Annotated in this window: 24 protein-coding genes and 5 tRNA genes; 21 read left to right on the top strand and 8 right to left on the bottom strand. The window is 69.3% G+C overall.

Annotated elements, in window-relative coordinates:
• Positions 1-21: 21 nt before the first annotated feature.
• From JGR64_RS10285 to wrbA, 3 genes are read right to left on the bottom strand one after another with little or no spacing between them, the layout of a single operon-like run.
• Positions 22-507 carry an asparaginase domain-containing protein gene (locus tag JGR64_RS10285; RefSeq protein WP_199373290.1) on the bottom strand — a complete coding sequence of 162 codons (486 nt, stop codon included), beginning with the start codon at positions 505-507 and terminating at the stop codon, positions 22-24.
• 58 nt (positions 508-565) lie between these two features.
• Positions 566-922, bottom strand: coding sequence for a DUF2069 domain-containing protein (locus tag JGR64_RS10280; protein ID WP_199373289.1), 357 nt, complete (start codon positions 920-922; stop codon positions 566-568).
• A complete protein-coding gene (gene wrbA, locus JGR64_RS10275; protein ID WP_199373288.1) occupies positions 922-1,512 on the bottom strand; it encodes an NAD(P)H:quinone oxidoreductase in 591 nt (196 codons plus the stop codon). Before wrbA ends, JGR64_RS10280 begins: the two co-directional genes overlap by 1 nt.
• A gap of 86 nt (positions 1,513-1,598) precedes the next feature.
• Between wrbA and JGR64_RS10270 the strand changes: the two genes are divergently transcribed.
• On the top strand, positions 1,599-2,867 hold the full coding sequence (locus tag JGR64_RS10270) for a YihY family inner membrane protein (protein WP_199373287.1): 1,269 nt from the start codon (positions 1,599-1,601) through the stop codon (positions 2,865-2,867).
• Between the two features lie 4 nt (positions 2,868-2,871).
• Positions 2,872-3,504, top strand: coding sequence for a TlpA disulfide reductase family protein (locus JGR64_RS10265; RefSeq protein WP_199373286.1), 633 nt, complete (start codon positions 2,872-2,874; stop codon positions 3,502-3,504).
• A gap of 12 nt (positions 3,505-3,516) precedes the next feature.
• On the opposite strand, the gene ppk2 is transcribed toward JGR64_RS10265, so the two are convergent.
• From ppk2 to hemA, 5 genes are read right to left on the bottom strand one after another with little or no spacing between them, the layout of a single operon-like run.
• Positions 3,517-4,293, bottom strand: coding sequence for a polyphosphate kinase 2 (ppk2, locus tag JGR64_RS10260; protein WP_199373285.1), 777 nt, complete (start codon positions 4,291-4,293; stop codon positions 3,517-3,519).
• 40 nt (positions 4,294-4,333) lie between these two features.
• Positions 4,334-4,852: a molybdenum cofactor biosynthesis protein B gene (moaB, locus tag JGR64_RS10255; RefSeq protein WP_199373284.1), complete on the bottom strand. Its 519-nt coding sequence runs from the start codon at positions 4,850-4,852 to the stop codon at positions 4,334-4,336.
• Positions 4,853-4,861: 9 nt separating this feature from the next.
• Positions 4,862-6,583 carry a UDP-N-acetylglucosamine-peptide N-acetylglucosaminyltransferase gene (locus JGR64_RS10250; protein WP_234446942.1) on the bottom strand — a complete coding sequence of 574 codons (1,722 nt, stop codon included), beginning with the start codon at positions 6,581-6,583 and terminating at the stop codon, positions 4,862-4,864.
• A gap of 16 nt (positions 6,584-6,599) precedes the next feature.
• A complete protein-coding gene (prfA, locus tag JGR64_RS10245) occupies positions 6,600-7,688 on the bottom strand; it encodes a peptide chain release factor 1 (protein WP_199373283.1) in 1,089 nt (362 codons plus the stop codon).
• Entirely contained in the window at positions 7,666-9,000 is a 1,335-nt protein-coding gene (gene hemA / locus JGR64_RS10240; protein ID WP_199373282.1) for a glutamyl-tRNA reductase, read from the bottom strand. Before hemA ends, prfA begins: the two co-directional genes overlap by 23 nt.
• Before the next feature lie 156 nt (positions 9,001-9,156).
• Here hemA and JGR64_RS10235 point away from each other — a divergent pair, with 156 nt between their 5' ends.
• From JGR64_RS10235 to rplL, 19 genes are all read left to right on the top strand, one after another.
• Positions 9,157-10,770, top strand: coding sequence for a tetratricopeptide repeat protein (locus tag JGR64_RS10235; RefSeq protein WP_199373281.1), 1,614 nt, complete (start codon positions 9,157-9,159; stop codon positions 10,768-10,770).
• Entirely contained in the window at positions 10,767-11,417 is a 651-nt protein-coding gene (gene lolB / locus JGR64_RS10230) for a lipoprotein insertase outer membrane protein LolB (protein WP_199373280.1), read from the top strand. Before JGR64_RS10235 ends, lolB begins: the two co-directional genes overlap by 4 nt.
• On the top strand, positions 11,414-12,316 hold the full coding sequence (gene ispE, locus JGR64_RS10225; protein ID WP_199373279.1) for a 4-(cytidine 5'-diphospho)-2-C-methyl-D-erythritol kinase: 903 nt from the start codon (positions 11,414-11,416) through the stop codon (positions 12,314-12,316). The genes lolB and ispE overlap by 4 nt, the downstream gene beginning before the upstream one ends.
• A tRNA-Gln gene (locus JGR64_RS10220) sits at positions 12,279-12,355 on the top strand. Before ispE ends, JGR64_RS10220 begins: the two co-directional genes overlap by 38 nt.
• A gap of 37 nt (positions 12,356-12,392) precedes the next feature.
• Complete coding sequence (locus JGR64_RS10215; protein WP_199373278.1) at positions 12,393-13,355, top strand: ribose-phosphate diphosphokinase; 963 nt, start codon at positions 12,393-12,395, stop codon at positions 13,353-13,355.
• A 109-nt stretch (positions 13,356-13,464) separates the two neighbouring features.
• Positions 13,465-14,115 (top strand): 50S ribosomal protein L25/general stress protein Ctc, encoded by a 651-nt coding sequence (locus JGR64_RS10210; protein WP_199373277.1) that lies wholly within the window; start codon positions 13,465-13,467, stop codon positions 14,113-14,115.
• Positions 14,116-14,166: 51 nt separating this feature from the next.
• Positions 14,167-14,763, top strand: coding sequence for an aminoacyl-tRNA hydrolase (gene pth / locus JGR64_RS10205; RefSeq protein WP_199374276.1), 597 nt, complete (start codon positions 14,167-14,169; stop codon positions 14,761-14,763).
• A 96-nt stretch (positions 14,764-14,859) separates the two neighbouring features.
• The gene (ychF, locus tag JGR64_RS10200) at positions 14,860-15,951 is read left to right on the top strand and encodes a redox-regulated ATPase YchF (RefSeq protein WP_199373276.1); all 1,092 of its coding nucleotides are present in this window, start codon (positions 14,860-14,862) and stop codon (positions 15,949-15,951) included.
• Between the two features lie 113 nt (positions 15,952-16,064).
• A tRNA-Tyr gene (locus JGR64_RS10195) sits at positions 16,065-16,150 on the top strand.
• A gap of 15 nt (positions 16,151-16,165) precedes the next feature.
• Positions 16,166-16,239 (top strand) — tRNA-Gly (locus JGR64_RS10190).
• A gap of 44 nt (positions 16,240-16,283) precedes the next feature.
• A tRNA-Thr gene (locus tag JGR64_RS10185) sits at positions 16,284-16,359 on the top strand.
• A 60-nt stretch (positions 16,360-16,419) separates the two neighbouring features.
• A complete protein-coding gene (gene tuf / locus JGR64_RS10180; protein ID WP_191073332.1) occupies positions 16,420-17,610 on the top strand; it encodes an elongation factor Tu in 1,191 nt (396 codons plus the stop codon).
• 101 nt (positions 17,611-17,711) lie between these two features.
• Positions 17,712-17,787 (top strand) — tRNA-Trp (locus JGR64_RS10175).
• Positions 17,788-17,811: 24 nt separating this feature from the next.
• The gene (gene secE / locus JGR64_RS10170) at positions 17,812-18,195 is read left to right on the top strand and encodes a preprotein translocase subunit SecE (protein WP_199373199.1); all 384 of its coding nucleotides are present in this window, start codon (positions 17,812-17,814) and stop codon (positions 18,193-18,195) included.
• 20 nt (positions 18,196-18,215) lie between these two features.
• Positions 18,216-18,788, top strand: coding sequence for a transcription termination/antitermination protein NusG (gene nusG / locus JGR64_RS10165; protein WP_233348053.1), 573 nt, complete (start codon positions 18,216-18,218; stop codon positions 18,786-18,788).
• Positions 18,789-18,974: 186 nt separating this feature from the next.
• Complete coding sequence (gene rplK / locus JGR64_RS10160; protein WP_199373198.1) at positions 18,975-19,403, top strand: 50S ribosomal protein L11; 429 nt, start codon at positions 18,975-18,977, stop codon at positions 19,401-19,403.
• A gap of 4 nt (positions 19,404-19,407) precedes the next feature.
• Positions 19,408-20,106, top strand: a complete 699-nt coding sequence (rplA, locus tag JGR64_RS10155) for a 50S ribosomal protein L1 (RefSeq protein WP_199373197.1) — start codon at positions 19,408-19,410, stop codon at positions 20,104-20,106.
• Positions 20,107-20,451: 345 nt separating this feature from the next.
• Complete coding sequence (rplJ, locus tag JGR64_RS10150) at positions 20,452-20,976, top strand: 50S ribosomal protein L10 (RefSeq protein ID WP_199373196.1); 525 nt, start codon at positions 20,452-20,454, stop codon at positions 20,974-20,976.
• A gap of 69 nt (positions 20,977-21,045) precedes the next feature.
• Positions 21,046-21,417 (top strand): 50S ribosomal protein L7/L12, encoded by a 372-nt coding sequence (gene rplL / locus JGR64_RS10145; protein ID WP_199373195.1) that lies wholly within the window; start codon positions 21,046-21,048, stop codon positions 21,415-21,417.
• The last annotated feature ends 207 nt before the right edge of the window (positions 21,418-21,624 follow it).

Genomic DNA, 21,624 nt, shown 5'->3' with positions numbered 1-21,624 from the left:
CGTGCCGCGCGTGCGTGGGGCTCAGGTCGCTTCGAAGCGGTTCGCGGCGACGTTCTTGCGCACCTTGAGCGGATCCCAGATGCGCCCGTTCATGGCGATGTAGACCCCGGGCGCGAGCGACTGCACCGCACCGACCGCGGTGCCGATGTTGAACTCGGCGTCCGAACCGCGGAAGCGCGCCGGGTTCAGCGCGCCGGTCAGCACGATCGTGCGATCGGTGAGCGACGCCAGCGCCTGCGCGGTCTCCACCATGGTGTCGGTGCCGTGGGTGATCAGCACATGGCGCGCCGGCTGCGCGGCGATGGTGGCGCGCACCAGCTCGCGGTCGGCATTGTCGATGTGCAGCGAATCCTTGCGGATGATCGGGATCACGCGGGAGCGGAACGCCACCCCGAGCTCCTCGAGGATCCGGCCGATCTGCGGTTCGCCGACCTGGAAATCCGACTTGTCGTCGAAGTAGACCTTGTCGATCGTGCCGCCGGTGGTGACGACCAGGAGTTCATCCATCGCGTGTTCCTCGAATGCCGTGCGCGGTGGCGGGCGTGTCGCCGGCCGGGTGCGCATTCTAGTCGGTCGCGCCGCCCTGGCCGCGACGGCCGAAGCGCGCGCTCAGCCCCGGCCAGCTCGCGGCCACGATGATCGCCAGCGCCAGCGCGACTTCCGCCAGGGCGTAGCCGCGGCCTGCCGCGCGCTCCCAACCGACCATCACGCCGTGGCAGAACCAGCCGAGGCCGAACACGCCGGACCAGAATGCCGCGACCCGGCTGCCGAGCAGCACACCGGCCATCAGCAGCAGCGGCGGCAGCGCGAACACCGCGAGCGCCTGCAGGTAGCGCGGGTCGTCGCGGAACCACGCCGCGAACAGCAGCGCGAGCACCGCGAGCAGCGCGGCGAGTGCCCACCTCGAACGGGGTGCCATCATCAACCCAGCCTCGCGGCGAGCATCGCGATGCGGCGCCCGAGCGCGCGGGCCAGCCGCGCCTCCTCGTCGGTGGGGAGCGGGTCATTGTCGCCGCCGGCGACGTGGCTGGCGCCGTAGGGCGTGCCGCCACTGCGCGTGGCGGACAGGCCCGGCTCGGTGAAGGGGATGCCGGCCAGCACGCAGCCGTGGTGCAACAGCGGCACCATCATGGTCAGGAGCGTCGACTCCTGGCCTCCGTGCAGGGTGGCGGTAGACGTGAACACGCCCGCCGGCTTGCCGACCAGCGTGCCGCTCGCCCATTCGCTGCCGAGGCCGTCGAGGAAGTGCTTGAGCGGCGCGGCCATGTTGCCGAAGCGCGTCGGGCTGCCCAGCAGCAGGCCGGTGCATTCGTCGAGGTCCGCGCGTTCCACGTAGGGCGCGCCTTCATCGGGCACGGGCGGTGCGGCCGCCTGCGTCACCGCGGCCACCGGCGGCACCGTGCGCAGCCGCGCCGCCATGCCGTCCACTTCGCCCACGCCGCGCGCGACGTGGCGCGCGAGCGCGGCGACCGAACCGCCGCGGCTGTAGTACAGGACCAGGATGTCGGGCATGCGGTTTCCTCCGGGCGGCAAAGCATAGCCGCATGCGCCAGGCCCCGTGCCGCGGCGCGGGTTCGTGATCGGTTAACCTCGCCACGATGGAGCCGCTGGATTCCCTGTACCGCTGGAAGGAACGCATCCGCGACCGCGCGCGCGCGATATCGTTCGCCCGCTTCCTGTGGCGACGCTTCCTTGATGACCGCCTGTTCGAAGCGGCCGGTGCGCTGTCGTTCACCACCACCTTCGCGCTGGTGCCGCTGTCGATGGTGGTGTTCGGCGTGCTGTCCGCGTTCCCGGTGTTCGAGCAGTGGAGCGCACAGCTGAGCACCTACATCTTTTCCAACTTCGTGCCCAGTTCGGCACAGGCCATCGAGGGCTACCTGCGTTCGTTCTCGGAAAACACCGGGCAGCTGACCGCGGTCGGCGTGGTGGCACTGGTGGTGTCGGTGCTGGTGACGCTGTTCGGCATCGAGGGCGCCTTCAACCGCATCTGGCGCGTGCACACCGCACGGCCGCGGTTCGGGCGGTTCCTGGTGTACTGGACGGTGCTGACCCTCGGCACGCTGGTCGCCGCGGCCAGCCTGTCGGTGTCGGCGAGGTTCTTTGCACTGGATGTGTTCCGCAGCAACGCCGGGCAGTGGCTGCAGCACCTGATGCTGGGGCTGGCCCCGACGCTGATCGAGCTGCTCGCGTTCGCCACCATCTACCGCGTGGTGCCACACCGCACCGTGCAGTGGCGGCACGCGTTCGCCGGCGCCGTGCTGGCGGTGGTACTGCTGGAAATCGGCAAACGCCTGCTCGGCCTGTACCTGGGAAGTTTCAACGCCTACCAGAACATCTACGGGCCGCTGGCGTTCGTGCCGATCTTCCTGCTGTGGCTGTACTTCGGCTGGATCTCGATCCTGCTGGGCGCGTCGTTCGCCGCGTCGATCTCGGCGTTCCGCTACCAGCCCGCGCACATGCGCCTGCCGCAGGGCTACGAGCTGTACGGGATCCTGCGCCTGCTCGGCCGCTTCGCCGAGGCGCGTCGCGAAGGCCGCGGCCTGCACAGCGACGACATCCTGGCATGCGAACCGATGCTGACCGACGCGCTGGTGCAGGAGATCCTCGGCCAGCTGCAGGGCATCGACGTGGTGCGCCGCGCCGAGACCGGCGAATGGCTGCTGGCGCGCGACCTCGACGGGCTGTCGCTCGCCGAACTCTACGAAGCCGGACAGCTGCGCATCCCGGTCGCCGAGGCGGTGCTGCCGTGCCGCGACGACGCCCTCGGCGCGGCCGCGATCGCCGCGCTGGACGAACTTCGCCTGCCGCTGCGCGACCTGCTGCGCCGCCGCATCGGCGACATCCACGATCCCTCCAGGACCTGAGCCCATGCGTGTGCGCCCGCTGTACATCCCCTGCCTTGCATTGACCGCGCTGCTGGCGCTTTCCGGCTGCCGGCCCGACGGCGGCGATGCGCCGGCGACCACAGGCGACACCCCGGCGCAGCCCGCTGCGCCTGCAGGCGATGCGCCGGAACCGGCACCGCCAATGGCCGCGGACGAGGCGGGCGCCGCCGCGTCCGCGGATGCCGAGGTCCCGGTGCTCGAGGTGACCACGATCGACGGCGTGCCCTACCGGCTTGCCGATCATCGTGGCCGCTGGGTGGTGGTCAATTTCTGGGCCACCTGGTGCGCGCCCTGCATCAAGGAAATGCCCGAGCTGTCGGCGCTGGACGCGATGCGCGAGCACATCGAAGTGGTCGGGCTGGCCTACGAGGACATCGCGGTCGACGACATGCGCGCGTTCCTGGACAAGCATCCGGTGGTCTATCCGGTCGCGATCCTGGACGTCTACGACCCTCCGAAGGACTTCGCCACCCCGCGCGGGCTGCCGCTGACCTACCTGATCGCGCCCGACGGCCGCGTGGCCCGGAAGTTCCTCGGCCCGGTGACCGCCAGCGAGATTGAAGCCGCGATCACCGCGGCCGGCGAACCGGACGCACCGGCCGCACCGGCCGCTTGACGCGCGGCGGCCTCAGCCTTCCCAGGCCGGGATCGGCTTGAGTTTGCCGAAGCGTTCCTTCTTCGGCTTGCCATCGAGCGGCGGGAACTCGGGTGCGCGGCGCGGCACGTGCACGTCGGGCAGGCGGTCAAGCAGGTGGCGGATGAGCGTGAGCCGGCCGCGCTTCTGGTCGTCGAAGTCGACCAGGGTCCAGGGCGCGTTCCCGGTATGCGTGGCCTCGAGCATCGCTTCGCGGGCCCGGGTGTAATCGGCGTAGCGGGTGCGCGCCTCGACGTCGATCGGCGACAGCTTCCACGACTTCAGCGGATCCGCGAGTCGCTCCGCGAAGCGTTCTTCCTGTTGTTCCTGATCGCAGCACAGCCAGTACTTGAACAGCAGGATGCCGTCGTCGGTGAGCAGCTTCTCGAACGCCGGCGCCTGGCGCAGGAAGGCGGCGACCTGGTCGTCCGTGGCAAAGCCCATCACTTTTTCGACGCCGGCGCGGTTGTACCAGCTGCGGTCGAACAGCACGATCTCGCCGGTGGTGGGCAGGTGGCGCACATAGCGCTGGAAATACCACTCACCCTGTTCGCGCTCACTCGGCTTGGGCAGCGCGACGACACGGTACTGGCGGGTGTCCAGGTGCTCGGTGATGGCCTTGATGGCGCCGCCCTTGCCGGCGGTGTCGCGGCCTTCCATGACAATGGCGATGCGCTGCCCGGCACATCGCGCCCAGCGTGCCATGGCCACCAGCTCGTGCTGCAGCGGCTCCAGCAGCGATGCGTACTGCTTGCGCTTGAGTTCCTTCACGTGCCGCTCCCGTTCCGCAATGGTTGGGCGATCGCGCCGGTCATTCCTTCAGGCGCGGCCGCAGCGTGGCGAGGTTGCAGGGACGGGTGCGTGAATCCAGCTGCGCGCGGATGATCCGTTCCCACGCCGTGCGGCAGGCCGAGGTCGATCCGGGCACGCAGAACAGGAACGTGCCGTTTGCCAGGCCGGCGAACGCCCGCGACTGCAGCGACGAGGTGCCGATTTCCTCGAAGCTGATCGCGCGGAACAGTTCGCCGAAGCCCGCCATCTCCTTGTCCAGCAGCGGCAGCAGCGCTTCCGGCGTCGAGTCGCGTCCGGTGAAGCCGGTACCGCCGGTGACCAGGATGCCGTCTATCGCGGGGTCCGCGATCCACTGCGAAACCAACGCACGCAGGCGGTAGCGGTCATCGGGCAGCAGGCCGCGGCCCGCCAGGCGGTGACCGGCTTTCTCGAGCGCGGCGACGAGGTAATCGCCCGAGCTGTCCTCGGCAGCCGTCCGCGAATCGGACACGGTGAGGACGCACAGGTGCAGCTGGACGGCGGTGTCTGACTGGGTCATCCGTCGAGCCTACCGCGCCTGGAGCGCGGCCGGAGGCAGTCCGCTCCGCTGGCGGTCCGCCATGGCCAGGGCCATCGCGGCGAAGTCGCGCGCGAACGCCGGCATGTCGAACAGCCCCGACTCCTGCCGCAGGGCGTGCAGGCGAGCGCGCAAGGCCTGCAGGCGTACGCGGTCGTTGCCGAGCGCGGTGGCCAGCGCGACGAAGCCCGCGTCGTCGGCGACGTTGAGTTCGCCAAGCCCGATGTGGTGGTTGAGGCTGCCCGCGACGCGTGCAGCAAAGGTGCGCCCCGGCCGGGTGAGCACCGGGCAACCGGCCCACAGCGCGTCCGAAGCGGTGGTATGGGCGTTGTACGGATTGCTGTCGAGGAACAGGTCGGCGAGCTGCAGCCGCGCGAGGTAGATGGCATGCGGCTGCTTGGCCATGAACACCAGCCGCGCCGGATCGATGCCGGCCGCCTGGGCGGCGGCGCGCAGGCGCTCGTCGCCGCGCCCCGGTCCGGACAGCAGCCACAGCACGCTGCCCGGGACGCCGCCCAGCACTGCCATGGCGCGCGCGAAGCTGGCCGGATTGAGCTTGTAGCTGTTGTTGAAGGAGCAGAACACCACGCCTTCCGCCGGCAGGCCGCACTCCACGCGCGACGGCGGCGGGGCGGGGGCGCGCCGGGTGTCGGAGGGCTGGAAGCAGCGCGGCAGGCGTGCCACCGCTTCGGAAAAGCCCGTCTCGAGCGCTGGTGGCAGCACGAAGCCATCGGCGAGCACGTAGTCGATCCACGGCGCGCCGGAGGTGCCTGGATAGGCGAGCCAGTTGACCTGCAGCGGCGCCGGGCGCATCGCCAGCACGGCCGGCGTGCCGCCACCTCCCCAGCCGCGCAGGTCGTGGAGCACGTCGATGCCGGCCGCCCGGATGCGCGCCGCCACCTCCGCATGGGGCAGGGCGGAGACGTCATGCAGGGTGGTCGCGGCCTGGAGTCGCTGGCGCACCGCGCTGCCGTCGTCGGCGTTGAGCGCGAACAGATGCGCCTCGACGGCCGCCTCCGCGCGCAGCGCCTCCAGGAACGCCACGGTCAGCAGGCCGGTGGGATGCGCACCGAAACCGTTGGACAGGAAGCCGATCCGAAGCGGGCCGTCGCCGGCGATCGCGCGCGGCGGCAGCGGACGCACGCTGCGCGCCACCTGCGCCGCGCTCAGCCGCGCGCAGCGCAACTGCTCGAGCGCATCACCGTCTTCGCTGAGGAAGGCGAACGGCTCCACCGCCGCTTCGCCGCGCGCCACCGCCGAACGCACCTGCGCCGACAGGGCGTCCAGCCCGCGCCAGACGCACAGGCGCCGGCGCCAGGCCAGTAGGTGGGCCGCGATCTGCGCCGCGGCGGGTGCCAGCGCATGCGCGCGTGCATACGCGTCGGCCGCGGCTTCCGCTTCGCCCACGTCCTCCAGCGCATGTCCGTGCCAGAGCGCGATGCCGGGATGCCCCGGCGCAGCGCGCGCAGCCTGCCCGAGGCTGTCCGCGGCGTCGCGGCGGTGGCCGAGCAACCATTGGGCGCGGCCCAGGCGCGCGAGCGCTTCGGGGTGTCCGGGCGCCAGCGCGAGTGCACGCTGCGCAGCGGCTTCGCCGGCGACGCCGTCACCGGCATCAAGCTCGGCATCCGACAGCAGGATCCAGGCGATCAGGTTGCCCGGCGCCAAGACCGTCGCGCGGCGCGCTTCGCTGCGCGCATCCGCGGGGGCGCTCACGCACCCGCTCCGCGGATCACGTCGACTGCTCCGTCAGGCGTGCCAGTTCGTCGGCCTGGTGTTCCTGCAGCAGGCGATCGACCAGCGGGTCGAGCGCGCCTTCCATCACGGCCGGCAGGTCGTACAGCGTCAGGCCGTCGACGCGGTGGTCGGTGATCCGGCCTTGCGGGAAGTTGTAGGTGCGGATGCGCTGGCTGCGGTCGCCGCTGCCCACCTGCAGCTTGCGCGACTGCGCGGTGGCGGCGGCGCGGCGCGCGGCTTCGGCCTCGGCCAGCATCGCCTTCAGGCGCTTCATGGCCTTGTCGCGGTTGGCGTGCTGCGAGCGCTCGGTCTGCGATTCCACCACCACGCCGGACGGCAGGTGGGTGATGCGGATCGCGGAGTCGGTCTTGTTGACGTGCTGGCCGCCCGCACCCGAAGAACGGAAGGTGTCGACCCGCAGGTCGGCAGGATTGATCTCGATCGGCTCGCTCTCGTCCTCCACCGGGATGATCGCGACCGTCGCCGCCGAGGTGTGGATGCGGCCCTGCGATTCGGTCTCCGGCACGCGCTGCACGCGGTGGGTGCCGGACTCGAACTTCAGGCGTGCGTAGGCGCCGGCGCCCTCGATGCGCGCCACCACTTCGCGGAAGCCGCCGTGCTCGCCGGCGTTGGCGGACTCGACCTCGACCCGCCAGCCCTGGCGCTCGGCGTAGCGGCTGTACAGGCGGAACAGGTCGCCGGCGAAGATCGCCGCCTCGTCGCCGCCGGTGCCGGCGCGGACTTCGAGGTAGATGCCGCCGTCGTCGCGCGCATCGCGCGGCACCAGCAGCGCCATCAGCGCGGCGTCGAGTTCGGCGAGGCGCGCGGTTGCGGACGTCACCTCCTCGTCGGCCATCTCGCGCAGCTCGGGGTCGTCGCGCAGCGCCTGCGCCGCGGCGAGGTCGGCGCGGGCGCGGGCCTCGTCGGCGAGCGCGCTGGACAGCGGCGCCAGGCTCGCGAATTCCCGTGACCACGCGCGGTACCGCGCCTGGTCGGCCGCGGCGGCGGGATCGGAGAGCAGGCGTTCGAGTTCGTCGCGGCGCTCGGCCAGCGCCTCGAGCTTACGGCGCAGGGAGGGGAGCATCGTCGTCGTCGTGCACGCCGGCATCGGCCCGCTGGCGTGGTGCGTCGGCGGTCGCGGGGTCGGCGGGGAGCATGCGTTCCACGGCGCGCAACAGGATGTCGTCGCCGCTGGCGGCCGCTTCGCGCAGGGCGGCGGTGGGCGCGTGCAGCAGGCGGTTGGTCAGCGCGTGGGCAAGATGCTCCAGTGCGGCCTCCGGCGACTGGCCGGCCGCGAGCTGCTGCCGCGCCCTGGCCAGCGCTTCGCTCCGCGCCGCTTCGCCATGCGCGCGCAGTCGGCGCAGCGGCGCGCTGCGCGCGTTGGTGGCCAGCAGTTCGGCGTAGCGCGAGACCTGCAGGTCGATGATCGATTCCGCCGCGTCCGCGGCCTCGCGGCGGCTGCGCCGGTTGTCCTCGACCGCGCGTTCCAGGTCGTCCACGGTGTACAGGTAGGTGTCGCGCAGCTCGGCGACGGAGGGTTCGATGTCGCGCGGCACGGCCAGGTCGACCAGCAGCATCGGCCTGTTCCTGCGCGCCGACAGGGCCGCGGCGACGTGCTCGCGGCGGATCACCGGGGTGCGGCTGGCCGTGGCCGAGAACACGATATCGGCGAGGAACAGGTGGCGGTCGAGTTCGTCCAGCGGCAGCGCTACGCCGCCGTGGCGCGCGGCCAGCTCCTCGGCGTGGCGGAAGGTGCGGTTGGCCACCAGCAGGCGCTTGACCTTGGCCTGCGCGAGGTGGCGCGCCGCCAGTTCGATGGTCTCGCCGGCACCGACCAGCAGCACCACCGAGTCTTCCGGCCGGGCAAAGCTCTCCTGCGCCAGGCGCACCGCCATCGACGCCATCGACACCGGGCTGTTGCCGATGCGGGTCTCGGTGCGCGCGCGCTTGGCCGTCACGAACGCGTGCTGGAACAGCCGGTCGAGGTGGCCACCGAGCGTGCCCGCGCTGCGCGCGCTGGACCAGGCCTGCTTCACCTGGCCGAGGATTTGCGGCTCGCCGAGCACCATCGAGTCCAGGCCGGTGGCGACGCGGAACAGGTGGCGCGCCGCGGCGTCGCCCGCATGGTGGTACAGGTAGGCGTGCAGCCCGGCGGCATCGCCCGAAGCGTCGTCGGGGTGGGTGGCGAGCCAGTTCACCAGCGCGCGGCCTTCGTCATCGGCAACGGCATACAGCTCGGTGCGGTTGCAGGTGGAAAGCAGCGCCACCTCCTTGACGTCGGGCAGCGCGCGCAGTTCGGCCAGCGCGGCCTCCAGCCGATCGCCGGCAAAGGCCACCCGTTCACGCAGCTGGAGCGGCGCGGTCTGGTGGTTGAGACCGATGGCGATCAGCCTCATCGGTTCAGGTGCTTGCGATAAGCTGCTGGCATGACAGGTCGCTATTTTACGTCGCCGGCAGCCTCCGCGTCCGCGACCGGCGTTCGCCACCTCCCGCGCGGTCGTTCGCGGCGCCCCCGCGCGGCGCTGGCCGCCGTCCTGATGCTCTTTTGCGCCATGGCCGCCCAGGCGCGGGACCGCGTCGCCCGCGACCCGCTCGAGGCGGTGATTGCCGCGGAATTCGCGGTTTCGGCCGGTCGCTTGGACGAAGGCACGGCGTGGTACCTGGAGGCGGCGCGTGCGCTGCCCGAAGACGCCGAACTCGCGGCCCGCGCCACCCGCTATGCGTTGATGGGGCGCGACGACGTCGCGCTGGGCGAGGCCCTCGGCCTGTGGTGCCAGCGCGCACCGGAGTCGGTGGGCATGAAGGGCGCGGCCGCCACGCTCGCGTTGCGCACCGGCAAGGGCCGCGCCGCCCGGAGCGAGCTCGAGTCGCTGCTGCGCGAAGACGGCCGCGAAGGCCTGCTCACCGCGATGTCGGTGCTCGGCACCGGCAGCAGTGACCAGGCGCTGTCGGCCAAGGTGCTCGGCCAGCTGTTCGATCGCGACGCGATCCCGCACGAATCGCTGGCGCTCGCCAGCGCCGGCGAGCTTGCGCTGGGGCTGGGCGACCAGGCCCTGTTCGAACGCATCGACGGCGTCGCCCGCGTGGCGTTCCCCGACGACCCGCTCACCGCCCTGGTCCGCAGCCGCCACCTCCACCAGACCGGCCGCAGCGAGGAGGCGAAGGCAGTGCTGGACGAGCTCGCGGCACAGCCCGGGGTCACAGCGCATCCGCGCATGCGCGAGAACATCGCCCTGGCCTACGCCGAGGTCGGCGCCCCGGCAGCCGGCGCGGCGCTGCTGGAAGACGGCCCTCCGGAACTCCGCTGGCTGGCGCTGCGCGCGTCCCTGCTGGCGCAGGCCGAGGACAAGGAGGGGTTGGGGCGGCTGTACGACGTCCTCAAGACCGATGCCGAGGCACCCAATCCACCGCGTCGCCTGCTGCTCGGCCAGCTCGCCGAGTACCTCGAGCTGCCGACCGAGGCGCTCGACTGGTACCGCAGCGTGCCGGGCGGCGAGCAGCGCTGGCTGGCGCGGCTGCGCATTCCCAAGGTGCTGCACGACCTCGACAAGGACGACGAGGCCTACGCGGAGCTCTCGCGCCTGCAGCAGGATGGCGACGCCGACGGCGAATACCGCCGCGACGCCTACGTGATGGAGGCGGAGCTGCGCCGCGAGGATGGTGGTGGCGACGCCGAGCTCGATGCGTACGCGCGTGGGCTGGCCGCGTTCGTCGATGACCCCGCGCTGCTCTACGCGCGCGCCCTGATGTGGGAGCGGCGCGACGATATCGCCCGCGCCGAGGCCGACCTGCGCCGCATCCTGGTGGCCGATCCGGACAGCACGGCCGCGCTCAACGCCTTGGGCTACACGCTCGCCGACCGCACCACGCGCTATGACGAGGCGCTCGAGCTGATCGAGCGCGCGCGAGTCGCCGAGCCGGGCAACGCCGCGATCATCGACAGCTACGGTTGGGTACTCTACCGCCTGGGCCGCAACGAGGAAGCGCTGGTCGAGCTGCGCCGCGCCTACGTACTCGAGAAGGACGCGGAGATCGCCGCGCACCTGGGCGAAGTGCTCTGGGTGCTGGGCCGCCATGAGGAAGCGCGTCGTTACCTCGAGGAAGCGCGCGCGATCGATCCGGACAACCGCGCCCTCAAGCGCGCGCTGGAAAAGACCGCGTCATGAGGCCGGCGAGGGTCCTGCTGGCGCTTGCCGCCGCGGCCGTGCTGGCCGCGTGCGCGACCCGCGGGCCTGCATCCCCGCCGTTGCCCGTGCTGGCGCCTGCTGCCGTGGCGGCGGCCATGGATGCCCAGGTGGCGCGCGAGGCGCAGCTGGCCGCGCTGCCGGCGTGGACCCTGACGGGGCGCGCGGCCATCACCCGTGACGGCAAGGGCGGCAGTGGCCGTATCGACTGGCGCCAGGATGGAGCCGGCTATCGCGTCGAGCTGTCCGCGCCCGTGACCCGACAGGGCTGGCGGCTCTCCGCGGATGATGCCGGCGCGCGCCTGGAAGGGCTTGAAGGAGGGACCCGTGAAGGGCCGGACGGCGGCGCGCTGCTGTACGAGGCCACCGGGCTGGAAGTGCCGATGGCCGCCCTGGGCGCCTGGCTGCGGGGGGCGCGCGCCGATGAGGGCCGCCACGGGCCCGCGACGCTCGCGTTCGGCGGCGACCTGCTGCCGGCGCGGCTGGAGCAGGACGGCTGGGTCATCGATTTCCGCGCCTGGCACGCGGGCGATGCGGCCACGCCGCCGCTGCCGCGGCGCATCGAAGCGCGCCGCGGCGGAGCCGACGTGCGCCTGGTTGTCGACCAGTGGGGCGGGATGTCGCCATGACGGTCATTGGGGACTGGTCGGCCTGGCCGGCACCGGCCAAGCTCAACCTGTTCCTGCGCATCACCGGCCGCCGCGCCGACGGTTACCACAACCTGCAGACCGTGTTCCGGCTGCTGGACTGGGGCGACACCGTGCATCTGCGGCCGCGCGCCGACGGCCGGATCGTGCGCTGCGGGACGGATCTTGGGGCCGTCCCGGAATCCGCGGACCTGAGCCTCCGCGCGGCGGAAGTTCTGCAAAAAGCAGCTAAATGTGCACTTGGTGCCGATATCCGCGTCGAAAAACGCATTCCCGCCGGCGGAGGTTTCGGCGGCGGGTCATCCGACGCGGCGACCGTGCTGGTGGCCCTGGACGCGCTCTGGGGGCTTCACCTGGGCCGGGACGCGCTGGCGGCGCTCGGAGTCGGCCTCGGCGCCGACGTTCCGGTGTTCGTGCATGGCGAGAACGCCTGGGCCGAGGGCGTCGGCGAGCGCCTGGCGCCGGTGGCGCTGCCGCCGGCCTGGTACCTGCTGGTCGACCCCGGCGTGCACGCGGCGACCGCCGCGCTGTTCCAGGCCCCTGAATTGACGAGGGATGCCGCCGCCGCGACAATAGCGGACTTCGCTTCAAGTGTTCCGCTCGGCAATGCGTTCGAGCCGGTGCTGCGTCGCCTCGAACCGGCCGTGGAGGCTGTATTCCAGGTACTTTCGCGCGTCGGCACGCCACGGCTTACCGGGACGGGTAGCGGCTGTTTCGTCGAGTTCGCAGACCGCGCGCTCGCCGAGGCTGCGCTCGCCGGATTGCCGCCAGGCCTCGTGGCCTGGGTGGTGCCCGGTGCCGCGCGGTCGCCGCTGCTGGATGCACTTGCGGCGTGGCCTCTGCAGGGGCGTCGCCAAGAGGCCCAAGGCACCAGGTTTTGATCCTGGCATTCGTAGGTTCGAATCCTACCGCCCCTGCCATTTCCCACTCGAAACCAGCGTGCAGCGGAGACGTCCCGTGAAAAAGGAAGATGGCAACCTGCTGATCTTCTCCGGCAATGCCAACCGCCCGCTCGCCCAGGCCGTGTGTCGCGAGCTCGGCGTGCGCCCCGGCAAAGCCCTGGTGTCGACCTTCTCCGATGGCGAAGTGCAGGTCGAGATCGAGGAAAACGTGCGCCGCCAGGACGTGTTCGTGGTGCAGTCCACCTGCGCCCCGACCGCCGAGCATTTCATGGAGCTGATGGCGCTGATCGACGCGCTCAAGCGCGCCTCCACCGCCAGCATCACCGCGGTGGTGCCGTATTTCGGATACGCCCGCCAGGACCGCCGCATGCGCTCGTCGCGGGTGCCGATCACCGCCAAGCTCGCCGCCAAGATGTTCACCGTGGCCGGTGCCGACGGCCTGCTCACGATCGACCTGCACGCCGACCAGATCCAGGGCTTCTTCGACATCCCGGTCGACAACGTCTACGCCTCGCCGCTGCTGCTGGCCGATATCTGGCGCGCGCACGGCACCGACAACATGGTCGTGGTCAGCCCCGATGTCGGCGGCGTGGTGCGCGCCCGCGCGCTGGCCAAGCGCCTGGATGACGCGGATCTCGCGATCATCGACAAGCGCCGCCCGAAGGCCAACGTCGCCACGGTGATGAACATCATCGGCGACGTGCAGGGCAAGACCTGCGTGCTGGTGGACGACATCGTCGACACCGCTGGCACGCTGTGCGCCGCCGCCGCTGCGCTGAAGGCACAGGGCGCCACCAAGGTGGTCGCCTACTGCACGCATCCGGTGCTCTCGGGCGCGGCGATCGACAACCTGAACCGCTCCCAGCTCGACGAGCTGGTGGTCACTGATACCATTCCGCTTTCCGATGCCGCCCGCGCCTGCGGCCGCATCCGCCAGCTCAGCGTGGCCGAGCTGCTGGCAGAAACCATCCGCCGCATCGCCTTCGGCGAGTCGGTGAGTTCCCTCTACGTGGACTGAGGCGGCGCTGCCGCCCCGGTCCCGGTCGTGTTCCAACCGGCTCCCCTGGTCGCGGGGGAGTCAACATTTCCGCCGCGAGGCGGGCCAACCAAGCAAACGAGTACATCCAATGACACAGCACAAGATTTCGGCAGTCGGCCGCAAGGACGAGGGGAAGGGTGCGAGCCGCCGCCTGCGTCGCGCGGGCAGCCTGCCGGCCATCATCTACGGTGGCGACGCCGCTCCCATGAGCATCCAGCTCGAGCAGGAAAAGACCTGGGTTGCCAGCCAGCACGAGTGGTTCTACTCGTCGATCCTCGACCTCGACGTCGACGGCAAGATCGAGCGCGTGCTGCTGCGTGACATGCAGCGCCACCCGTTCAAGCAGCAGATCATGCACATCGACTTCCAGCGCGTGAACGAGAACGAGGCGATCCGCTTCAACGTTCCGCTGCACCTGGTCAACGCCGACACTTCGGTGGCCGGCAAGACCGCGGGCGTCGTGCTCACCCAGGAGCTCAACGAGATCGAAGTCAGCTGCCTGCCGGGCAAGCTGCCGGAGTTCATCGAGGTCGACCTGGCCAACATGCAGGTCGGCGACACCGTGCACCTGTCGGACGTCGTGTTCCCCGAGGGCGTCACGCCCGCGCAGAAGATCGACGAAGGCCACAACCCGGCCGTGGCCGTCGCGCGCCATGTCCGCGAGGAAGTGGAAGCCGACGTCGAGGCCGGCGCCGAAGTGCCTGCCGCCAAGCAGGAACAGCCGGGCAAGGAAGGCTGACCGCGTTCCACCGGTGCATCCCCAGCGGATGCGCCGGTGGGCAGCGCCGCGATGGACGGGCTTCGACTCATCGTCGGGCTGGGTAATCCCGGCCCCGACCACGCGCGGGACAGGCACAACGCCGGGTTCCGCTTTGTCGACGCCCTTGCGGAGCGGGGCGGCGCGCGCTTCAAGGTCGACGGCAAGCTCTTTGGCGAGACCGCCAGGGTGCAGGTCGGTGGTCGCGACGTGTGGTTGCTGAAACCGGCCACCTTCATGAACCTGAGCGGCAAGTCGGTGCTGGCCGCGCTGCAGTTCTGGAAGATCGAGCCGGAGCAGGCGCTGCTTGCCCACGACGAGCTCGACCTGCCGCCGGGCACCGCGCGCCTGAAGTTCGATGGTGGCCACGGCGGCCAGAACGGCCTGCGTGACACCATGCGCCTGCTCGGGCATGGCCGGTTCCACCGCCTGCGCATCGGCATCGGCCATCCCGGCCACAAGGACCGCGTGACCGGCTGGGTGCTGGGCCGCGCCACGGGGGCGGACGACATCCTCATCGGACGCGCCATCGATGACGCGATCGACGTGCTGCCGCTGGCGGTCGCCGGCGACGTCAACGAGGCGATGAAGCGGCTGCACACGGCGGCGCCGGCAGGCGCGGACGGCTGACGGCCGACCACATCACGCATTGCCGAGACGCGATGCGGGAGCCTCCAGCCGCAACGGCCGGTGGCTCCCGCCTCCCGTTTCACGAGTCCCGGATCCATGGGCATCAAATGCGGCATCGTCGGCCTGCCCAACGTCGGCAAGTCGACCCTGTTCAACGCGCTCACCAAGGCGGGCATCGCCGCGGCCAATTTTCCGTTTTGCACCATCGAGCCCAACGTCGGCGTGGTGCCGGTGCCGGATCCGCGCCTGAATGCGCTGTCGGAGATCGTCAAGCCGCAGAAGTGCATCCCGACCGCGGTCGAGTTCGTCGACATCGCGGGCCTGGTGGCTGGCGCGGCCAGCGGTGAGGGCCTGGGCAACAAGTTCCTGGCGCATATCCGTGAGGTCGACGCGATCTGCCACGTGGTGCGCTGCTTCGAGAACCCGGACGTGATCCACGTCAACAACAAGGTCGACCCGATCGCCGACATCGAGACCATCGATACCGAGCTGGCGCTGGCCGATCTGGAATCGGTCGAAAAGGCCCTGCAGCGCGCCGAGCGCTCGGCGAAGACCGGTGACAAGGACGCCAAGGTGCGCGTGGAAGTGCTGGCCCGGGTGCGCGAGGCGCTCGACAGCGGCAAGCCGGCGCGCGCACTGGCGCTGACCGAGGACGATCACGTCGCCATCCGCGACCTGTTCCTGCTGACGCTCAAGCCGGTGATGTACGTGGCCAACGTGCTCGAGGACGGCTTCACCGACAACCCCCACCTGGATGCGGTCCGCGCGCGCGCGGCCGGCGAGGGCGCCGAGGTGGTTCCGGTCTCGGCGGCGATCGAGGAGGAGCTGTCGCAGCTCGAGGACGAGGACCGCGACGCGTTCCTGACCGACCTCGGGCTCGAAGAGCCTGGCCTGAACCGTGTCATCCGCGCGGCCTACACCTTGCTGGGCCTGCAGACCTATTTCACGGCGGGGGTCAAGGAAGTCCGCGCATGGACGGTCAAGGGTGGCTCGACCGCCCCGCAGGCCGCCGCGGTGATCCACACCGACTTCGAGAAGGGCTTCATCCGCGCCGAGACCATCGGCTACGACGACTTCATCAAGTACAAGGGCGAGGCCGGGGCCCGCGAGGCCGGCCGCCTGCGCCTGGAAGGCAAGGAATACCGGGTCCGCGAGGGCGACGTGCTGCATTTCCGATTCAACGTCTGACCGCGGACGGCGGGCCGGCGTGTTCTTCTTTCGGGAAAAACACGCGCAGGCGTTGACAGCAGGATTGGGGGGCGTCAAAATCGCGGGCTGTTTTCACCGGTTCATTACTTGCCGGAGGGATACCCAAGCGGCCAACGGGGGCAGACTGTAAATCTGCTGGCTTACGCCTTCGGTGGTTCGAATCCACCTCCCTCCACCAAGTGCGGTTCCCGGCGCGGGAGTAGTTCAACGGTAGAACCTCAGCCTTCCAAGCTGATGGTGCGGGTTCGATTCCCGTCTCCCGCTCCACCGCGGGCCTGCCATTGCAATCCAGGCGCCAGGACACAATTTACGCTCACGTAGCTCAGTCGGTAGAGCACCTCCTTGGTAAGGAGGAGGTCGATGGTTCGATTCCATTCGTGAGCACCATGTTCAAGGCCGCGGCCACCGCGCGGCACTCCATCCAACAGTTCAGCGAGATACGCAATCATGGCCAAGGGTAAGTTCGAGCGCACCAAGCCCCACGTGAACGTGGGCACGATCGGTCACGTCGACCACGGCAAGACGACGCTGACGGCGGCGCTGACGAAGATCGGTGCGGAACGCTTCGGCGGCGAATTCCACGCCTACGACGCGATCGACAAGGCGCCGGAAGAGAAGGCGCGTGGCATCACCATCTCGACCTCGCACGTCGAGTACGAATCGCCGAACCGCCACTACGCGCACGTCGATTGCCCGGGTCACGCCGACTACGTCAAGAACATGATCACCGGTGCCGCGCAGATGGACGGCGCGATCCTGGTGTGCTCGGCCGCTGACGGCCCGATGCCGCAGACGCGCGAGCACATCCTGCTGGCGCGCCAGGTGGGCGTGCCGTACATCGTGGTGTTCCTGAACAAGGCCGACATGGTCGACGACGCCGAGCTGATGGAGCTCGTCGAGATGGAAGTGCGCGAGCTGCTGTCGAAGTACGACTTCCCCGGCGACGACACCCCGATCATCCAGGGTTCGGCGCTGAAGGCGCTGGAAGGCGACCAGTCGGACATCGGCGTGCCGGCGATCGTGAAGCTGGTCGAGGCGCTGGACACCTGGATCCCGGAGCCCCAGCGCGACGTGGACAAGCCGTTCCTGATGCCGGTCGAGGACGTGTTCTCGATCTCGGGCCGCGGCACGGTGGTGACCGGTCGCATCGAGCGCGGCATCATCAAGGTGGGCGAGGAAATCGAGATCGTCGGCATCCGTCCGACCGTCAAGACGACCGTCACCGGCGTGGAGATGTTCCGCAAGCTGCTCGACCAGGGTCAGGCGGGCGACAACGCCGGCCTGCTGCTGCGCGGCACCAAGCGTGACGACGTGGAGCGCGGCCAGGTGCTGTGCAAGCCGGGTTCGATCAAGCCGCACACCGAGTTCGAAGCCGAGGTGTACGTGCTGTCGAAGGACGAGGGCGGCCGCCACACGCCGTTCTTCAAGGGCTACCGCCCGCAGTTCTATTTCCGCACCACCGACATCACTGGCGCCTGCGAGCTGCCGGAAGGTGTCGAGATGGTGATGCCGGGCGACAACGTGAAGATGGTGGTCACGCTGATCAACCCGGTGGCGATGGACGACGGCCTGCGCTTCGCGATCCGCGAAGGTGGCCGTACGGTCGGCGCCGGCGTGGTGGCCAAGATCATCAAGTAAGCAGTCGTATCCCGGCGGCCTTGGCCGCCGTGATACGTGCCGGGGCGAGTCGGTGACGGCTCGCCGTTGGCGTCTAAGGAAGTCCGATTTTTACGATTTACACGCCAGTAGCTCAATTGGCAGAGCAGCGGTCTCCAAAACCGCAGGTTGGGGGTTCGAGTCCCTCCTGGCGTGCCATGCCGCAACGAGGGCAGTAACGACTTGAACAGCAGGGTCGATCATTCGCGGAACCAGTCTTCGGCTGGCGATGTGGCCAAGTACGTCATTGCCGGGCTTCTGGTCGTTGCCGGGCTGGTGGCGTTCTACTGGTTTGACGGGCAGTGGCCCACCCCGCTGCGCGTGCTGGCGGTCGTTGCTGGCGTCGCCGCCGGCCTGGTGGTGTTCCTGACCAGCGCCAAGGGCCTGCAGTTGCGGGAGTTCCTGTCGGAGGCACGCTTCGAGCTGCGCAAGGTGGTCTGGCCGACGCGCCAGGAGGCCATGCGCATGACGTGGGTGGTCATGCTGGTGGTGGTCATCATCAGCCTGCTGCTCGCCGGGTTCGACCTGGTCATCCAGTGGGTCATCCGCCTGCTGCTTGGCAATTGAATAAAGGCTGTCTAAGTCATATGGAAACCGAGCTCATCAAGCGCTGGTACGTGGTCCACGCCTATTCCGGCTTCGAGAAGTCGGTGGCCCAGGCGCTGCGTGACCGCATTGCCCGCCTTGAGATGGAAGAGAAGTTCGGCGACGTGATGGTGCCGACCGAGGAAGTGATCGAGATGCGCGCCGGCCAGAAGCGTCGCTCCGAGCGCAAGTTCTTCCCCGGCTACGTGCTCGTGCAGATCGCCACCCACGACGAGGGCGGCATCCCGCGCATCGACAGCGAAAGCTGGCACCTGGTCAAGGAAACCCCCAAGGTCATGGGCTTCATCGGCGGAACCGCCGCCAACCCGCTGCCGATCCGCGACGACGAGGCCGATGCCATCCTCGCCCGCGTTCAGGAAGGCGTGGAGAAGCCGCGCCCGAAGGTGTTGTTCGAGGCCGGCCAGATGGTCCGCGTCACCGACGGCCCCTTCAACGACTTCAACGGCGTGGTCGAGGAAGTCAACTACGAGAAGAGCCGACTGCGCGTGGCGGTGCTGATTTTCGGACGCTCCACCCCGGTCGAGCTCGAGTTCGGGCAGGTCGAAAAGGCCTGATCGCCGGCCGCGTGCCGCAAGCCCCGGGAGCTGCTATAGTATGCGGCTTCCTGCCCGCCACTGGCGGGCAAACGCACTGGCCGCCGGATGGGCGGCCTTTCGCGCACCAGATAACGCGATGCCGGGACGCGTGCGTATTCCCGGCCCGATGGGGAGCCTGAACGGCGTTCGCACCCGGAGAGCAACATGGCAAAGAAAGTAGTCGGTTACATCAAACTGCAGGTCAAGGCAGGCCAGGCGAATCCGTCGCCGCCCGTCGGCCCGGCCCTGGGCCAGCGCGGCCTGAACATCATGGAATTCTGCAAGGCGTTCAATGCCGCCACGCAGAAGCTCGAGCCGGGTCTCCCGACTCCCGTGATCATCACCGCGTACTCGGACCGCACGTTCACCTTCATCACCAAGAGCACCCCGGCTGCCGTGCTGCTCAAGAAGGCGGCTGGCGTGACCACGGGCTCCAAGCGCCCGAACACCGAGAAGGTGGGCAAGGTGACCCGCGCGCAGATCGAAGAGATCGCCAAGGCGAAGGAAGCCGACCTGACGGCGGCCGATCTGGAAGCAGCAGTACGCACCATCACGGGTTCCGCCCGTTCGATGGGCTTGTCGGTGGAGGGCTGAGACCATGGCAGAGACCAAGCGACAGAAGGCGGCCAAGGCGGCAGTCGTCCCGGGCAAGAGCTACCCGATCGATGAAGCCCTGAAGATCGTCAAGGACAACAGCAAGTCCAAGTTCGTCGAGGCCGTGGACGTTGCCGTCCGCCTCGGCGTGGACGCGCGCAAGTCGGACCAGCAGGTGCGCGGTTCCACCGTGCTGCCGGGCGGTACCGGCAAGAGCGTGCGCGTGGCGGTGTTCGCCCCGGCGGGCGCCAAGGCCGACGAGGCCCTGGCTGCCGGTGCCGACGCGGTCGGCATGGACGACCTGGCCGAGAAGATGCAGGCCGGCGACCTCAGCTATGACGTCGTCATCGCCACCCCGGATGCGATGCGCGTTGTCGGCAAGCTCGGCACGCTGCTCGGTCCGCGTGGCCTGATGCCCAACCCCAAGGTCGGCACGGTGTCCCCGAACCCGGGCGAAGCCGTGAAGAACGCGAAGGGCGGCCAGGTGCGTTACCGCACCGACAAGGCCGGCATCATCCACTGCACCATCGGCAAGGCCGACTTCGAGTCGGACCGCCTGAAGGAAAACCTGCAGGCGCTGCTGGCCGACCTGGTGAAGGCCAAGCCGGCCACCGCCAAGGGCCAGTACCTGCAGAAGATTTCGGTGAGCTCCACCATGGGCCCGGGCGTCGCGGTCGACGCGTCGACGCTCTCGCTCAAGTAATCAGCAAGTTTTGAGGGCATCGCCAAGGGCTCAGGCCCGAAGCGGAGCCGTCAAAGACCGCAGGCGCGGCCTGCGTGGCAACGACGACGGGCAAGGATGCTCGAACTGGCATGGAATCGCCGTCGTTGCCCGCGCAGGGCGCTTAATCCTCGAACCGCGTGAGCGGGAACGGGCCTGCGCAGATGGTTGCCGACCCTCCTCAGAATCAATGTTTCACGATCTGCTGGAAAACGGCCACCACCGGAATGCCGCTTGCGGCCTTCCCGGCGCCAAGGGACTGGCGTCGCCCCAGTACCGTCCGGGCGAGGATTCGCCAGGGCGGAATTCGATGTACGGAGGAGTGCAATGGCTCTCAATCTGAACCAGAAGAAGGAAGTCGTTGCCGAACTGGCCGAGGTCGCCTCCAAGGCGCACTCGCTGGTTGCCGCGGAGTACGCGGGTCTGACGGTCGAGCAATTGACCAACATGCGGAAGAAAGCGCGCGTGGAAGGCGTGTTCTTGAAGGTAGCCAAGAACACTCTGGTCTCGCGTGCGGTGGAGGATACCGATTACGCCGTCGTCAAGGACGAGCTGACCGGTCCGCTGCTGTTTGCTTTCTCGCAGGAAGACCCCGGCGCCGCAGGACGCCTGATCAAGGAGTTCGCCAAGGCGAACGACAAGCTGAAGCCGCGCCTGGTGGCGATGGGCGGACAGATGTACCCGGGGTCCCATGTGGACGTCCTGGCTGCACTGCCGACCCGCGACCAGGCACTGTCGATGCTGCTCAGCGTCATGGTTCAGCCCGCCACCATGCTGGTGCGCGTACTGGCCGAGCCGGCCACGCAGGTTGCCCGCGCCACGAGCGCGGTTGGCCAGCAAAAGGCGGCTTGAGGCACCCAATCGTTCGGTCACGACAACTGACCCCAGACGTTTTCCAACTTAGATAACAGAGGTATCGAGATGTCCCTTTCCAACGAGCAGATCATCGAAGCGATCAGCAGCAAGACCCTCATCGAGGTGATGGAGCTGGTCAAGGCGATGGAAGAGAAGTTCGGCGTGTCCGCCGCCGCCCCGGTGGCCGCTGCCGCCGGTCCGGCCGCCGCCGCCGCCCCGGTCGAAGAGCAGACCGAGTTCACCGTGACCCTGAAGTCGCCTGGCGACAAGAAGGTCGAAGTGATCAAGGTGGTCCGCGCGATCACCGGCCTTGGCCTGAAGGAAGCGAAGGATCTGACCGAAGCCGGTGGCGTGGTCAAGGACAGCGCTTCGAAGGACGAAGCCGAGAAGATCAAGAAGGATCTGGAAGCGGCCGGCGCCACGGTCGAAGTCAAGTAAGCGTTGTTGCGTCGCCTGCGTGATGGGCGACCACCGGGGCTGGGGGCGTAAGCCCCCGGCCTTCGGCCGTTGTAGCAAGTAAAAAACCCCGACATCGAGTCGGTAGTTGGAAGTAGCAGCAGAAGGCGTGCTGGTGCCGGCAATACCAGCGACTTCCAACTGGCGATTCACTTCGATTCCCCCTGGGGCGCGGACGCGCGCCCCGCA

Source organism: Luteimonas sp. MC1572 (genome assembly GCF_016615815.1).
In the GTDB taxonomy this organism is placed as follows: Bacteria; Pseudomonadota; Gammaproteobacteria; order Xanthomonadales; family Xanthomonadaceae; genus Luteimonas.
Note: the sequence above shows the minus strand (reverse complement) of the source record. Positions and strands in the feature narration are given on the sequence as shown.

Excerpts from the sequence above, each read along its gene's own strand:
- JGR64_RS10285 (WP_199373290.1), bottom strand. The coding sequence starts at position 507 with ATGGATGAACTCCTGGTCGTCACCACCGGCGGCACGATCGACAAGGTC.
- JGR64_RS10280 (WP_199373289.1), bottom strand. The coding sequence starts at position 922 with ATGATGGCACCCCGTTCGAGGTGGGCACTCGCCGCGCTGCTCGCGGTG.
- wrbA (WP_199373288.1), bottom strand. The coding sequence starts at position 1,512 with ATGCCCGACATCCTGGTCCTGTACTACAGCCGCGGCGGTTCGGTCGCC.
- JGR64_RS10270 (WP_199373287.1), top strand. The coding sequence starts at position 1,599 with ATGGAGCCGCTGGATTCCCTGTACCGCTGGAAGGAACGCATCCGCGAC.
- JGR64_RS10265 (WP_199373286.1), top strand. The coding sequence starts at position 2,872 with ATGCGTGTGCGCCCGCTGTACATCCCCTGCCTTGCATTGACCGCGCTG.
- moaB (WP_199373284.1), bottom strand. The coding sequence starts at position 4,852 with ATGACCCAGTCAGACACCGCCGTCCAGCTGCACCTGTGCGTCCTCACC.
- prfA (WP_199373283.1), bottom strand. The coding sequence starts at position 7,688 with ATGCTCCCCTCCCTGCGCCGTAAGCTCGAGGCGCTGGCCGAGCGCCGC.
- hemA (WP_199373282.1), bottom strand. The coding sequence starts at position 9,000 with ATGAGGCTGATCGCCATCGGTCTCAACCACCAGACCGCGCCGCTCCAG.
- JGR64_RS10235 (WP_199373281.1), top strand. The coding sequence starts at position 9,157 with ATGGCCGCCCAGGCGCGGGACCGCGTCGCCCGCGACCCGCTCGAGGCG.
- lolB (WP_199373280.1), top strand. The coding sequence starts at position 10,767 with ATGAGGCCGGCGAGGGTCCTGCTGGCGCTTGCCGCCGCGGCCGTGCTG.
- ispE (WP_199373279.1), top strand. The coding sequence starts at position 11,414 with ATGACGGTCATTGGGGACTGGTCGGCCTGGCCGGCACCGGCCAAGCTC.
- JGR64_RS10210 (WP_199373277.1), top strand. The coding sequence starts at position 13,465 with ATGACACAGCACAAGATTTCGGCAGTCGGCCGCAAGGACGAGGGGAAG.
- pth (WP_199374276.1), top strand. The coding sequence starts at position 14,167 with ATGGACGGGCTTCGACTCATCGTCGGGCTGGGTAATCCCGGCCCCGAC.
- ychF (WP_199373276.1), top strand. The coding sequence starts at position 14,860 with ATGGGCATCAAATGCGGCATCGTCGGCCTGCCCAACGTCGGCAAGTCG.
- tuf (WP_191073332.1), top strand. The coding sequence starts at position 16,420 with ATGGCCAAGGGTAAGTTCGAGCGCACCAAGCCCCACGTGAACGTGGGC.
- nusG (WP_233348053.1), top strand. The coding sequence starts at position 18,216 with ATGGAAACCGAGCTCATCAAGCGCTGGTACGTGGTCCACGCCTATTCC.
- rplK (WP_199373198.1), top strand. The coding sequence starts at position 18,975 with ATGGCAAAGAAAGTAGTCGGTTACATCAAACTGCAGGTCAAGGCAGGC.
- rplA (WP_199373197.1), top strand. The coding sequence starts at position 19,408 with ATGGCAGAGACCAAGCGACAGAAGGCGGCCAAGGCGGCAGTCGTCCCG.
- rplJ (WP_199373196.1), top strand. The coding sequence starts at position 20,452 with ATGGCTCTCAATCTGAACCAGAAGAAGGAAGTCGTTGCCGAACTGGCC.
- rplL (WP_199373195.1), top strand. The coding sequence starts at position 21,046 with ATGTCCCTTTCCAACGAGCAGATCATCGAAGCGATCAGCAGCAAGACC.